Annotated in this window: 12 protein-coding genes and 2 pseudogenes; 6 read left to right on the forward strand and 8 right to left on the reverse strand. The window is 64.5% G+C overall.

Features of this window, described 5'->3' with window-relative positions; genetic code table 11:
• The first annotated feature begins 11 nt into the window (after positions 1 to 11).
• The 3 genes and pseudogenes from glgA (at position 12) to QP181_RS12245 (ending at position 3,928) form a co-directional block, all read left to right on the forward strand.
• Positions 12 to 1,456, forward strand: a pseudogene (gene glgA / locus QP181_RS12235) (glycogen synthase GlgA).
• Positions 1,453 to 3,072, forward strand: coding sequence for an alpha-D-glucose phosphate-specific phosphoglucomutase (locus QP181_RS12240; protein WP_333928679.1), 1,620 nt, complete (start codon positions 1,453 to 1,455; stop codon positions 3,070 to 3,072). Before glgA ends, QP181_RS12240 begins: the two are co-directional and overlap by 4 nt.
• 19 nt (positions 3,073 to 3,091) lie before the next feature.
• Positions 3,092 to 3,928: an HpcH/HpaI aldolase/citrate lyase family protein gene (locus QP181_RS12245; RefSeq protein WP_333928680.1), complete on the forward strand. Its 837-nt coding sequence runs from the start codon at positions 3,092 to 3,094 to the stop codon at positions 3,926 to 3,928.
• Positions 3,929 to 4,066: 138 nt separating this feature from the next.
• On the opposite strand, the gene QP181_RS12250 is transcribed toward QP181_RS12245, so the two are convergent.
• From QP181_RS12250 to QP181_RS12270, 5 genes and pseudogenes are all read right to left on the reverse strand, one after another.
• A complete protein-coding gene (locus tag QP181_RS12250) occupies positions 4,067 to 4,360 on the reverse strand; it encodes a plasmid stabilization protein (RefSeq protein ID WP_333928681.1) in 294 nt (97 codons plus the stop codon).
• A gap of 48 nt (positions 4,361 to 4,408) precedes the next feature.
• Positions 4,409 to 4,990 carry an ABC-type transport auxiliary lipoprotein family protein gene (locus tag QP181_RS12255; RefSeq protein ID WP_333928682.1) on the reverse strand — a complete coding sequence of 194 codons (582 nt, stop codon included), beginning with the start codon at positions 4,988 to 4,990 and terminating at the stop codon, positions 4,409 to 4,411.
• Positions 4,991 to 4,998: 8 nt separating this feature from the next.
• On the reverse strand, positions 4,999 to 5,961 hold the full coding sequence (locus QP181_RS12260; protein ID WP_132736407.1) for an MlaD family protein: 963 nt from the start codon (positions 5,959 to 5,961) through the stop codon (positions 4,999 to 5,001).
• Positions 5,961 to 6,868: pseudogene (locus QP181_RS12265) on the reverse strand (ABC transporter ATP-binding protein). Before QP181_RS12265 ends, QP181_RS12260 begins: the two are co-directional and overlap by 1 nt.
• Positions 6,868 to 7,977 (reverse strand): ABC transporter permease, encoded by a 1,110-nt coding sequence (locus tag QP181_RS12270; protein ID WP_333928683.1) that lies wholly within the window; start codon positions 7,975 to 7,977, stop codon positions 6,868 to 6,870. The pseudogene QP181_RS12265 and the gene QP181_RS12270 overlap by 1 nt, the downstream one beginning before the upstream one ends.
• A 62-nt stretch (positions 7,978 to 8,039) precedes the next feature.
• Between QP181_RS12270 and QP181_RS12275 the strand changes: the two genes are divergently transcribed.
• Positions 8,040 to 8,744 (forward strand): HAD family hydrolase, encoded by a 705-nt coding sequence (locus QP181_RS12275; protein ID WP_243693165.1) that lies wholly within the window; start codon positions 8,040 to 8,042, stop codon positions 8,742 to 8,744.
• 288 nt (positions 8,745 to 9,032) lie between these two features.
• Here QP181_RS12275 and QP181_RS12280 read toward each other — a convergent pair whose 3' ends face one another.
• Positions 9,033 to 9,446, reverse strand: a complete 414-nt coding sequence (locus QP181_RS12280; RefSeq protein WP_132895583.1) for a hypothetical protein — start codon at positions 9,444 to 9,446, stop codon at positions 9,033 to 9,035.
• A gap of 1,305 nt (positions 9,447 to 10,751) precedes the next feature.
• Here QP181_RS12280 and QP181_RS12285 point away from each other — a divergent pair.
• Entirely contained in the window at positions 10,752 to 11,117 is a 366-nt protein-coding gene (locus QP181_RS12285) for a hypothetical protein (RefSeq protein ID WP_333928684.1), read from the forward strand.
• A gap of 396 nt (positions 11,118 to 11,513) precedes the next feature.
• On the opposite strand, the gene QP181_RS12290 is transcribed toward QP181_RS12285, so the two are convergent.
• On the reverse strand, positions 11,514 to 11,594 hold the full coding sequence (locus QP181_RS12290) for a hypothetical protein (RefSeq protein ID WP_333929625.1): 81 nt from the start codon (positions 11,592 to 11,594) through the stop codon (positions 11,514 to 11,516).
• 26 nt (positions 11,595 to 11,620) lie between these two features.
• Positions 11,621 to 12,256: an SDR family NAD(P)-dependent oxidoreductase gene (locus QP181_RS12295; protein WP_333928685.1), complete on the reverse strand. Its 636-nt coding sequence runs from the start codon at positions 12,254 to 12,256 to the stop codon at positions 11,621 to 11,623.
• Positions 12,257 to 12,342: 86 nt separating this feature from the next.
• Between QP181_RS12295 and QP181_RS12300 the strand changes: the two genes are divergently transcribed.
• On the forward strand, positions 12,343 to 12,582 hold the full coding sequence (locus QP181_RS12300) for a helix-turn-helix domain-containing protein (RefSeq protein ID WP_333928686.1): 240 nt from the start codon (positions 12,343 to 12,345) through the stop codon (positions 12,580 to 12,582).
• Positions 12,583 to 12,597 lie beyond the last annotated feature (15 nt).

A 12,597-nucleotide genomic window follows, 5' to 3' on the forward strand; every position in this document is an offset into this window, starting at 1 on the left:
GGGAGGATTTGATGCGCGTCCTCTCCGTAGCCTCGGAAGCCTATCCCCTAATAAAAACCGGCGGTCTCGCAGACGTCGTCGGCGCGCTCCCGGCCGCGCTCGCGCCGCACGGGGTGGCGCTAACGACCTTCCTCCCCGGCTACCCCGCCCTCGCCGCCGTCACCAAGCGCGCGAAAGTCGTCCATCGCTACCCCGACCTGCTCGGTACCGAAGCCCGCATCCTGAAAACCAAGATAGGCGACCACCCGCTCCTCGTCCTCGACGCCCCGGCCCTCTTCGCCCGAGGCGGCGGCCCCTACGGCGATGCGACCGGCGCGGACTGGCCCGACAACTGGCGCCGCTTCGCCGCGTTCAGCCGCGCCGCCGCCGACCTCGCCTCAGGCGCAGTCCCCGGCTACGCGTTCGACATCCTCCACGCGCACGACTGGCAGGCGGCGATGGCCCCCGCCTATCTGCGCTACGCCCCCGGCCCGGCCAAGCCCGCCAGGACCGTCGTGACGATCCACAACATCGCGTTCCAGGGCCGCTACGGCTACGACATCTTCGCCGACCTCGCGCTGCCCGACATCGCCTTCGCGCTCGACGGCGTCGAATATTATGGCGGCGTCGGCTATCTCAAGGCGGGACTCGAGGCCGCCGATGCCATCACCACCGTCAGCCCGACCTACGCCGCCGAAATCCGCCGCGCCGAATTCGGCATGGGCCTCGAAGGCCTGATCAACGACCGCGCCGGCCGCGTTACCGGGATCGTTAACGGCATCGATCCCGCCGTCTGGAACCCGGAAACCGATGCTTCCTCCCCGCCCGCTACACCGCACGCACGCTAACTCGCCGCCGGACCAACAAGCGCGCGATCGAAACCCTGTTCGGCCTCGATACCGAAGACGGTCCGATCTTCACCGTCATCAGCCGCCTCACCTGGCAGAAGGGCATGGACGTCCTCGCCGGCGCGCTCGATGAACTCGTTGCGCTCGGCGGCCGTCTCGCACTGCTCGGCTCGGGCGACACAGAGCTTGAACTTGCCTTCCTCGCCGCCGCCGAACGCCACCCCGGCCGGATCGGCGTCCGCATCGGCTATGACGAGCCCGTCTCGCACCTGCTCCAAGGCGGCGCCGATGCGATCCTGATCCCGTCGCGGTTCGAGCCGTGCGGCCTGACGCAACTCTACGGCCTCGCTTACGGCTGCATTCCCGTCGTCGCGCGCACCGGCGGCCTCGCCGACACCGTGATCGACGCCAACGAAGCCGCGATCGCTGCGGGGGTCGCCACCGGCATCCAGCACGACGGCGTCACGCCCGAAGCGCTCAGCCACGCGCTGCGCCGAACGATGGCCCTCTATGCACGCCCCGATCGCTGGTCCATGTTGCAGCGCAACGCGATGCGCGCGGACTTCTCGTGGGACGAGAGCGGCCGCCGCTACGCAGACCTTTACGCAAGCCTGACGGGGACCGCATGATCCGCACCGTATCGACCACGCCTTATACCGACCAGAAGCCCGGCACCTCGGGCCTGCGGAAGAAGGTGAAGGTCTTCCAGCAGCCGAACTATGCCGAGAATTTCGTCCAGAGCGTGTTCGACGTCGTCGCGGACAAGGCCGGCGCGACGCTGGTGATCGGCGGTGACGGCCGCTTCCTCAACCGCGAAGTCATCCAGGTCGCGATCCGGATGGCGGCGGCGAACGGCTTCGGCCGCGTGATCGTCGGCCGCGGCGGCATTCTCTCGACCCCGGCGGCCAGCCACATGATCCGCAAGCGTGGCGCCATCGGTGGCCTCGTCCTCTCGGCCAGCCACAACCCCGGCGGTCCCGACGAGGATTTCGGGATCAAGTACAACATCGCCAACGGCGGCCCCGCCCCTGAGTCCGTGACGGACGCGATCAACGCGCGCACGCTCAAGATCGACCGCTGGCTGACCGTCGATGCGGATGACATCGACCTCGACAGCGACGGCGAAGTCACCGTCGGCGCGATGCCCGTCGAGGTCGTCGACCCGGTCGAGGACTACGCCGCGCTCATGGAGACGCTGTTCGACTTCGACGCGATCCGGGCGGCAAAACTGACGATGGCATTCGACGCGATGAGCGCGGTCACCGGGCCCTACGCGACCGAGATCCTCGAACGCCGCCTCGGCTTCGCGGCGGGCACGGTCCGCAACGGTGAACCTCTTCCCGATTTCGGCGGCCATCACCCCGACCCCAACCTCGTCCACGCGCACGAACTTTACGAGACGATGATGGCCCCCGACGCGCCCGATTTCGGCGCGGCGTCGGACGGCGACGGCGACCGCAACCTGATCATCGGCAAGCACCGCTTCGTCACTCCGTCGGACAGCCTCGCGATGCTGGCCGCGAACGCGCACCTTGCGCCGGGCTACGCAGGCGGGCTCAAGGGCATCGCCCGCTCGATGCCGACCAGCGCCGCCGCCGACCGCGTGGCCGAAGCGCTCGGCATCCCGGCTTACGAGACCCCAACCGGCTGGAAATTCTTCGGCAACCTCCTCGACGCCGGCATGGCGACGATCTGCGGCGAGGAGAGCGCCGGCACCGGCTCCGACCATGTCCGCGAGAAGGACGGCCTGTGGGCGGTGCTCCTCTGGCTCAACATCCTCGCGGTCCGCGGCGAAAGCGTCGACGCGATCGCCCGCGATCACTGGGCGAAGTTCGGCCGCAACTACTACGCCCGCCACGACTATGAAGGCATCGAGACACCGCGCGCCGAGGCGTTGATGGCAGCCTTGCGCGCCAGTCTCGCCACCCTGCCCGGCCAGCAGTTCGGCGACCTAACCGTCGAAACCGCGGACGAGTTCGCCTATACCGACCCCACCGACGGCTCGATCAGCCGCAACCAAGGCGTCCGTATCCTGTTCGCAGGCGGCAGCCGCGTCGTGTTCCGCCTGTCGGGTACCGGGACCACCGGCGCGACGCTCCGCGTGTACCTAGAACGCTACGAGCCCGTCGGCGGCAACCTCGACCGCGACACCAGCGAGATGCTCGCCAGCATCGTCGCCGCGGCGGAGTCGATCGCGGGCATCGCGCAGCACACCGGTCGGACCGCACCGGACGTCGTCACCTGATGCGCGACGACCTGACAGCATGACCAGCAGTCGGCGCCGGAGCGCGCTTTACATGCCCGCCTCCAACCCCCGCGCGATTGCCAAGGCGCGCACATTGGACTGCGACGTCGTCATTCTCGACCTCGAGGATGCCGTCGCACCGGACGAGAAAACCGCTGCGCGCGACCGCGTCGTCGAAGCCGTGCGCGAAGGCGGTTTCGGTACGCGCGAACTCGTAGTGCGCGTCAACGGCCTCGACACCCCCTGGTACGCACACGACGTCGCGGCGGTGCGCGAGATGGGCGTCGGCGCGGTGCTCGTTCCCAAGGTGTCGTACCCCGCCGATCTCGAAACCGTTCGTGCATCGCTGGGCGAAGATGGCCCGCCGATCTGGGCGATGATCGAGACCTGTGCCGCGATCCTGTCGCTACCGACCTTGTCCCAAGCCGCATCAGCTACGCGACTGACGGCGCTGGTCGCCGGCACCAACGATCTTGCCAAGGAGATGCGGTGTCGTCTCGGGCCGGATCGCACGCCGCTGATCCCCGCGCTCACAGCAACCGTCATGGCCGCGCGGGCGGCTGGGATCGTCGCGCTGGACGGCGTTTGTAACGCGCTCGACGACGCGCCGCGCTTCGCGGTCGAGTGCGCGCAGGGCGCGATGCTGGGCTTCGATGGTAAGACGCTGATCCATCCGTCGCAGATCGAGGCGGCGAACGCGGGTTTCGCTCCTAGCGAGGAGGAGTTGGCAAGGGCACGCCTGATCGTCGCCACGTTCGCCAAGCCGGAAAATGCCGACAAGGGCGCGATCCGGCTGGATGGCCAGATGGTCGAGCGGCTGCATCTGGCCGAGGCGGAAGCGATGCTGGCGGATTGAGGCAGACTTCGATCATCCCCTGCAAGGGGAGGTGGCAGTCCGCAGGACTGACGGGGTATCGCGCTATCGAAAGGGTGTCACTCCTCCGTCTGGCAAGCGCCAGCCACCTCCCCTTGCAGGGGAGGATCGAAGACTTGGTTAGCCGTTTGCCTTCTTCCGTTGGGTGTCCCAACCCTTCTTCGCCGCAGCAGACTTCGCCGCATCGCTACGCCCCGCCGCTTGCTTCCCGCCACTGCGCGCAGACGCCTGCGTATCGGGCTTGCCGCGCCCTGAGCCGGACTTGTTGCCCCCGCCCGAATCCTTGTTCACCGTCGCCCAGGCACGCGCCTCAGCCTCGGACTCGGGGACACCCTTCGCCTCATAGCCATCCGCAATATGCGCAGCCTTGCGCTTCTGCTTATCCGTATACGCATCCTTGTCGCCCTGTGGCATTGCAGCTCTCCTCATCAGAGAGCATCAACGCTCAGGCCAACGTGGCGTTCACCGGCCGATCCAGTCCGCCACTTCGGTCGCGACCTGGTTCGCCGCCTGGTTGATCCCGGCCGCCGCCGACGGCGCATCGATCGCCGACACCGGCACGCGCGCCTCGAAGCGGCGCTTCTCGACCGACGTCTTGCCCGCGCGGGTCAGCGATGCGTCGAACGTTACGACCGCCTGTCGCGTCGTCGCATCCAGCCCGAACGACCGCAACTCGCCACCAAGCAATCCACCTGGATCGCCAATCGACTGCGCAGTCGACAGCACGACCAGCCCAGTCCGCGACGCAACCGTATCCGACACGAGCCGTGCGAACAGGCGAGCCGGCGGCTCCGCCCACTGCGCATCGGTCACGTACGCGATCGACGTCGGCGTGGCCTGCACCGGCACGCGCGCGGTCGCGAGCGACTGCGGCACGACCGGCACCTGAATCGTGATCGACTTGGCGGTCGCCGAGTCCTGGTTCTGGCCGACCGGCACCGACGAAGAACTCGTCAGCGTCAGCAGCGTGGGGGGCGGTTTCGCGCCGAAGCTGATGCACCCGGCGAGTGGCAGCATCGCGATCAGGATGAGCGGTGTCTTCATGGCGTGCCTCACTTACCCTTGTAATCCGGGAGCTTCTGCTGCCCGATCAGCGAACTCGCACCCTGCTGGTCGACCTTCTCGGCGACCGACGACAGTGCCGCGGCAGTCGTCCGCAGGTCGTGGACCAGACGGTTGGCCTCGGGAATCGTCGTCTTCGAGAACGCCTGCAAGCCCGGCCGCGCGTCGCCGATCGCGGCGTTGAGCGTCTCGGCGCTCTGCTGCGCAGACGTGATCGCCTTGTTCAGGTTCGCCATCGCCGGCTTCACGTCCTCGGACAGGACGCCGTTGGTCGTCTTGGCGAGCACGCCGAACTGCTGCGCGGCATCGCCCGCCTGCTGGATCGCGACGCGGGTCTGCGCGAGCGTCGCGGCGATCTCGGGGCCACGATCGGCGAGCGCATCGGTCAGACGGTTGGTGTTCTCGAGAATACCCGCGATCGACGCCTGGTTACGGTCGGTCAGCAACCCGGTCAGCCGCTCGGTCAGCGTCGAAAGACGCTCGAGCAACTGCGGTGCCGAGTTCAGGATCGCGCCGAGTCCGCCCTGCTTGGTCGGGATGACCGGGACGCCGTACGGGCAAGGCTGGCCATTGACGTCGGGGCACGCGACCGGCGGTGCACCTTTCCGCGCGCCATCTAGCGAGACCTGGCTGACGCCGGTGAAGCCGACGCCCGAGATCGACGCGGTCGTGCCCTGCAGCACCGGCGTCTCATCGTTGACGCTGATCCGGACGCGGACGAACTGAGGATCGTTCTTCCACAACGAAATCGTCTTCACCTGGCCCGACGGCACGCCCGAGAACACGACGGCAGAGCCGCGCGCGAGCCCGTCGACCGACTGGCGGAAGAAGATGTCGTATTCCTTCTCTTCCTTGCCGCCCAGCCGCGCGATCCACACCGTGAACAGCGCTAGCAGGGCCAGCAGGATCAGCACGACGGCGCCGACTAGGACGTGGTTCGAACGGGTTTCCATCAGCGCGTCCTTGCTTCTTTCTCGGCGTATGTCGCGTCGGCGTCGTCCGGCGCGGACTGCTTGGACTGGACTTCAGTAGGGTGTTGGGCTGCTTGCTCGTCGGCGCGCTCGTGCGCCTCCTGCGTCGCGACCGCGGCACGGCCGCGGGGCCCTTGAAATATTCTTCGATCCACGGGTGATCGAGCGCGATCAGCTCGTCGATCGTGCCGACCGCGATGACCTTCTTGTCGGCAAGCACCGCGACCCGGTCGCAGATCGCATACAGCGTATCGAGATCGTGCGTGATCAGGAACACGGTCAGCCCCAGCGTCTTCTGCAACGACTGGGTCAGCCCATCGAACGCTGCCGCACCGATCGGATCGAGCCCCGCGGTCGGCTCGTCGAGGAATAGCAATTCGGGATCGAGCGCCAGCGCACGGGCAAGGCCAGCACGCTTCTTCATGCCGCCCGAAAGCTCAGCGGGAAACTTGTTCGCGGCGTCGGCGGGCAGACCGGTCATCACCACCTTGTACGACGCGATTTCCGCGAGCAGCGCCGGCGACAGGTCCGGATAGAATTCGCGCAACGGCACTTCGACGTTCTCGGCCACCGTCAGCGTCGAGAACAGCGCCCCGCCCTGGAACAGCACGCCCCAACGCTTGCGGATTTCGGTCGCCTCGGTCTCTTCGCGGCCGATATTGGGCTCGCCGAACACCGTGATCTCACCCGCGACCGGAGTCTGCAGGCCGATGATCGAGCGCATCAGCACCGATTTGCCGGTACCCGATCCGCCGACGACGCCGAGGATCTCTCCGCGCCGCACGTCGAGGTCGAGCCCCTCGTGCACCACCGAATCGCCGAACGCGTTCTTCAGCCCCTTCACGGAGATGATGAAGTCGTCTGTCTTGTTGTCCGTCTTGCGGGGCATCAGTCCCAACCCAACCAGGTGAAGAACACCGCGAAGAACGCGTCGAGGACGATCACCAGGAAGATGCCCTGGACGACCGCCGACGTGGTGCGCAGGCCGACCTGTTCAGCGTCCGATTCGACCTGCATGCCCTGGAAGCAGCCGGCGATCGCGATGATCGCGCCGAAGACGGGCGCCTTGATCAGCGAGATGTAGAGATCGGTGATCGGCACGACCTCGCGGATACGCGCGATGAAGGTGACCGGCGGAATGCCGAGCTGGACCCAGCAGAGCAGGCCACCGCCGATGATCGCGATCACCGATGCATAGAAGCCGAGCAGCGGCATCATCACGATCGCGGCGAGCACGCGGGGCAGCACCAGCGCCTCCATCGGCGACACGCCGATGGTGCGCATCGCGTCGATCTCTTCGGTCAGTTTCATCGTGCCGAGCTGTGCCGCGAACGCCGAGCCCGAGCGGCCGGCGACCATGATCGCAGTCATCAACAGGCCGAGTTCGCGGATCGTCAGGCGGCCGACGAGATTGATCGTGAACACCTCTGCGCCAAACTGCCGCAACTGGACCGCGCCCTGCTGGGCGATGACCATGCCGATGAGGAAGCTCATCAGCCCGACGATGCCGAGCGCGGCGATGCCGACCACCTCGAACCGCTGGACCACCGCGTTGAAGCGGAAGCGGCGCGGGTGGCGGATAACGCTGCCGAACGCGATCGTGGTCGCGCCGAGAAACCCGAGCAGGCCGAGCATGGTCTTGCCCGACAGGACGATCGCATCGCCGATCTCGCCGAGCACGCGACTGGCCGCGTTGACCTTGGCGGGCCTGGCGGCGAGCGGCTGATCGGAAGCGACGACCTGATCGAACAGCGCCTGGTCGTTGGCATCGAGCCCGTCGATCGTCGCATCGTTGCGCGCAGCGAAGCGGTGGACGACCCAGGCGCCGATCGTGTCGATCCGGTCGACCCCGCTCAGGTCGACATGCTTCACCGAAGCCGCGTCGATCGCCTCGAGCCGATCGGGCAGATTGCCGATCTTTGCGAGCGACAGATCGCCGGTAAAGCGAAGCGTGCCGGTATCGGCACCGTCCTGCTGAAAATCGGCCATCGCGCTCATCGGGGGCACCTTTGCGGCAAAGTGACTGGATCGGCAAGATGAATGCGGCGTAAGTCGCGACGATGACCGAATTGCCTTCCGCCGCCCCGTCCGTCCGCCTCGCGATCTACGACATGGACAAGACGATCACGCACGCGCCGACCTGGACGCCGTTCCTGCTCCACACCGCGAAGAAAGGCGGCGCGCCGTGGCGGCTGGCGCTCGTCCCGTTCGCCGGAGTCGCCGCGCTCGGCTATGTCGGCAAGCTGATCAGCCGCGGCCGCCTCAAATACCTGATGCAGCGGATGATGCTCGGCAAGCGCATGACCCCCGCCGAAGAACGCCGGGCGGCCGAAGCGTTCGCCGACCGCGTGATGCGCGACGGCGTGTTCGCGAGCGCCCGCGCGCAGATCGAGGCAGACCGCGCCGCCGGATACCGGCTGGTGATGGCGACCGCGTCGTACCGATTCTACGTCGAGGCGATCGCGCGGCGACTGGGCTTCGACGCGGTGATCGGCACCGAGAGCCTGCGCGACCGCGACGGCGTGCTGCTCGCCGGCATCGAAGGCGAGAACTGCTACGGCCCGGCAAAACTGCGGATGATCCAGGCCTGGATGAACCGCGAAGGCATCGCGCGAGAGACGGCGCACATCCGCTTCTATTCCGACCATGTATCGGACGCCCCGACCTTCGAATGGGCGGACGAACCCTTCGCGGTGAATGCACATGGGCCTTTGCGGTTGCTGGCAAAGGCTAAGGGCTGGCCGACGCCGGATTGGGAGCGGTAGCTCCGTTGCGCGATCAGGGACCGCTGCCAGAACCTACGTGATCGCTAACGCCCGGAGTCGGACGTTCGCCGCAACGATCCCATTTGCCACTAGCGGGTGTTCTTGGTCGTATTGATAACCCGCTAAGATCGACGGGGTTGAGTATGGAATTGCCGACGCAATGGTCGAACGGGCTGATGCGACATTGGGGCAGGCGGCGTAATGCGGGCGGCGGGCGCATGATTCGGCGCGCACCGAGACTGACGGCTATAGAATGTTCCGCTGATCGCGCCTGTCGCTATCGGCACCTCACGGTGCCGGATGCCCGCGTACCATCAAAGCGTCGATCTTGCTCTTGGGTATATTGATCAAAAGCCCGTTCTTGTTCTTTGCAAAGGACGGAAAGTCTACTTCGACGCTACCGACCGCGCTCGTCACGGTCGCAAAGCCTTTACTGACGGTTCCGATTTTGCCGATGACAAGACCTTTTGCGTCATGGACCTCCAGCCCCTGCACGATGTCCCCCGGCGATACCGGGACCGGCCGCATGGTCAATCGATTGGAGTCGACAACACCTACTTGGAAATCTCGGAAATTCTGCTGACGGTTGAATTCCCCGGGACCGCTATTGTTCGGCCCAGTTCCCTGCCCCGCTTGCCGAGCCAGTGCGCCGGTTGAAAATGCGAAAACAGACGCAATAAAAATAAGGAAAAATCCGCGCATTTCTTCGCCCTCCCCTAATATTTATACGTCCATTTATACTGATCGCGGGATGTCGACAATGCCGATAGGAAATGCTTCAAGAAAATTGAAGAGTAAGATAGCGTAGGTATTGATCCAGATTATATATTAGCCATGCCTCAATTATTCCATTCGCCCGTTCATCGCCTGCGAAGAGACTTGAACGATGGCACAGGCAGATGTTTGGATCTACCACTGGTCGCTATGCAGATCGCGTAGGCACTGGAGAAGCTTCGGCCATGTGAGGACGACAACGCGCGGCAGCTCGGCTGGCGCAAACGAAGGCGGTGCGAACGTCCGACGGCAGATTGGGCGGACCTTGAACCAACGGCTACTCTGACTGACCGCCGCTCCAAAGCGGACACTCCGCCAACCTTCCCATCCCGGCCATTCCGCTTCCGCCCGATTGTCGCCGTTCAACGCCGTATCGCGGCGCCTGGAAGCCGTCGTTCATTCAGGATGTAGGACAATGTTGGCCGCAGTATCGGTTGCCCCCGATCTGACGCAGGCATAGAGTAACGCGGCTTTATAGGTGGGGAACCAGACCATGAACGCTACTGATGAACCTCGTCGGGCTGGACCAAAGCGCCTCTTGATTGCAGCAGTGCTCGTCCTCGTGGCGATCACGCAATATGCTGGCTTGAAAGACGCTGTACGCGACTTTGGTCATGGCTTCCGGGACGGTATCGGCGGGCACTAAGCCGAGCCGACTCCGAGCACTGTCGCCTACCGGAAGCCTAAAGTAGCCTGACCGCTTTCCCCTTCCATCCCGGCCGTTCTGCTTACAATTCCGGACGTTGCCTGCGTATGACATATCTTTGGATCAACGGGAGCTATCGATGTCGAGTTGGATCAGGCGGCTGAAAAACCGGATGCCCCCACGACTACGGATGTTCTTCGCAAGGCTGTTTCTGCTGGTTGTCACTTGGCTTGCCGTGACCGGTGCGATCGAGATGATTCGAGGCAACGCTACTTTCAGCCCGCTAGTCTTGACGGGCTTGGTTCTAGGATGCGCGTTAGCTGCCATCTTCAAACCTGTTCCGCTCGAATACCGTCAGCCCGCGGAATAGGCCGCTTGCAAGGGGACGCTCGCTAACCTTCCCATCCCGGCATTCCGCTTCCGCCCACTTCTGGTCGTTCGGAAGGCTCGCGGCCAATCACGAAAGCTGCCGTTCGTCCAGGCTGCGCCTATTCAGCAATTTGGTAGTAAACGATAGTTCAAGGCCTATTAGTCGTAATGCCTGTTCGCTAAAATGATGCTGCTCAACGGGCATGCAGGGAAGAGATATGATAGCCTACATTCTCGCAACCATGCTGGCCGCGTCACAAGCGGCACCGGTTAAGTCAGATAGCGGAGCCGAGCCGGCGATGGAGCAATTCATCGCGCTCGCTGAGCCTGCACTTCTGAGCCAGGCGCCCAACGCGAAAGACGTGACTTTCAAATGGCCTTACCGGCTCGTTGCCAGCGCTGCCGGCGATTACACCTGCGGCATGGTCGCGACAAATCACGGCAAGGTTCCCCAGGAAGAGATCTGGGTGTCGGCACTGGTGGCAAATGAAAAAGTCGTCAACTCGCAGTGGTCAACTTGGAACGGCATGCTCGCCTGGGATTGCAAGCGCCACGTTCGCTCCGGAAAGCTCACACCTAGATAGCCACCAAACGCACGGCCTGTTTGACGCGATCATCATTCCGAGAACCGATTTTGGCTCAGTGGCAGCTTACGCCCACACCCGGACGTTCAGGCCGGCGATCCGCGCTCCCGATAACGGCCATTCGTTCAGCGCAATCTTTCCCGTTTCTCCGTCTCCGACAGGCTATTTCGAGAAAGAGCAATCGGGAACAGATTTTGGGAAAGGCGGCGCCCCGGGCGGCTCTCGCCGTACTCGCCAGGGCGACTGTCCCGCTATGGGTTCCTTTAAGGGAAGGCAGATGAACTGCCGGCCCGAAGCGGAGGCGAGCATGCGAACAAGGCGCACGATGTGATCTTAATCCGATCATTTGCCTAGAACCGCCAGACGCCAGTAGGGCTGTACGAATCCCGCACACGGTCAGACCGCCGCGACCCCGCCATCCACGAAGAGCTCATGGCCCGCGACAAAGCTGCTTTCGCTCGACGCGAGGAACAGCACGGCACTCGCGACATCTTCGAGGCGTCCTAGGCGCCCAAGTGGAACCCCTTGATTACCTCTTCTTCAGCTCCCGGTGTTGCGTCGAAATAGTCCCGAATAAGACGCGTCTCGGTGCCACCGGGCGAGACGACGTTCACGCGGATGCCGCGTTCCTTCAGATCAATGGTCCAGCTTCGTGCAAAGGAGCGAACCGCCGCCTTGCTGGCATTGTAGAGCGACTGGCCCGGATACGCCTTGGATCCAGCGATCGAGCCATTGAGGACGATCACGCCCCCTTGTGTCATCAGCGGCAGTGCCTTCTGCACGGTGAAAAGCAGACCTTTCACGTTGAGGCCGAACGTCGAATCAAAATCGGCTTCTTCAATTGACTCTAGCGGAACGGGCTTGTGCATGCCGGCATTGGCGAACACGACATCGACCTTGCCGTGGTCACGCTCGACGCGCTCGTAAAGTGTCGTGAGGTCGGCGAGGTTCGTGACGTCGCCTTGTACGCCGATCGCACCGTGACCGATCTGGCTGACCGCCTGATCGAGCAACGTCTGTCGCCGCGCGGTGATGTACACATGGGCACCCTCTTGCGCGAAGCGCTGCGCGGATGCCAACCCGATGCCGTCACTACCGCCGGTGATCACCACGACCTTGTCTTCGAACCGCTTCGTCATCACATGAGTCCTTCGCGCAAATGGAGGATTGCTCCACTTGTAATATGGAGGCATCCTCCACTTCGCAAGGCATGGAAGGAATAATCTTGGTTGAGGCTGGCCTACGTGCCGACGCGGAACGAAACCGCCAACGCATCCTCATCGCGGCAGAGGAAGCGTTCCTAGAGCGAGGTGCAAGCGTCCCGCTGGAAGAGGTGGCCAAGCGAGCCAAGGTCGGGATCGGCACGCTCTATCGCCGCTTCCCGACGCGAGAAGCGCTTTTGGCGGCCACGAGCAACGAGCGGTTTGCGTCGGTTGCGGAGACGAGCCGCGCGAGATGGGGATGATGATCCCGGAGACGC

This window comes from Sphingomonas sp. LR55, assembly GCF_036856015.1.
Classification (GTDB): domain Bacteria; phylum Pseudomonadota; class Alphaproteobacteria; order Sphingomonadales; family Sphingomonadaceae; genus Sphingomonas.

Excerpts from the sequence above, each read along its gene's own strand:
- QP181_RS12240 (WP_333928679.1), top strand. The coding sequence starts at position 1,453 with ATGATCCGCACCGTATCGACCACGCCTTATACCGACCAGAAGCCCGGC.
- QP181_RS12245 (WP_333928680.1), top strand. The coding sequence starts at position 3,092 with ATGACCAGCAGTCGGCGCCGGAGCGCGCTTTACATGCCCGCCTCCAAC.
- QP181_RS12250 (WP_333928681.1), bottom strand. The coding sequence starts at position 4,360 with ATGCCACAGGGCGACAAGGATGCGTATACGGATAAGCAGAAGCGCAAG.
- QP181_RS12255 (WP_333928682.1), bottom strand. The coding sequence starts at position 4,990 with ATGAAGACACCGCTCATCCTGATCGCGATGCTGCCACTCGCCGGGTGC.
- QP181_RS12260 (WP_132736407.1), bottom strand. The coding sequence starts at position 5,961 with ATGGAAACCCGTTCGAACCACGTCCTAGTCGGCGCCGTCGTGCTGATC.
- QP181_RS12270 (WP_333928683.1), bottom strand. The coding sequence starts at position 7,977 with ATGAGCGCGATGGCCGATTTTCAGCAGGACGGTGCCGATACCGGCACG.
- QP181_RS12275 (WP_243693165.1), top strand. The coding sequence starts at position 8,040 with ATGACCGAATTGCCTTCCGCCGCCCCGTCCGTCCGCCTCGCGATCTAC.
- QP181_RS12280 (WP_132895583.1), bottom strand. The coding sequence starts at position 9,446 with ATGCGCGGATTTTTCCTTATTTTTATTGCGTCTGTTTTCGCATTTTCA.
- QP181_RS12285 (WP_333928684.1), top strand. The coding sequence starts at position 10,752 with ATGATAGCCTACATTCTCGCAACCATGCTGGCCGCGTCACAAGCGGCA.
- QP181_RS12295 (WP_333928685.1), bottom strand. The coding sequence starts at position 12,256 with ATGACGAAGCGGTTCGAAGACAAGGTCGTGGTGATCACCGGCGGTAGT.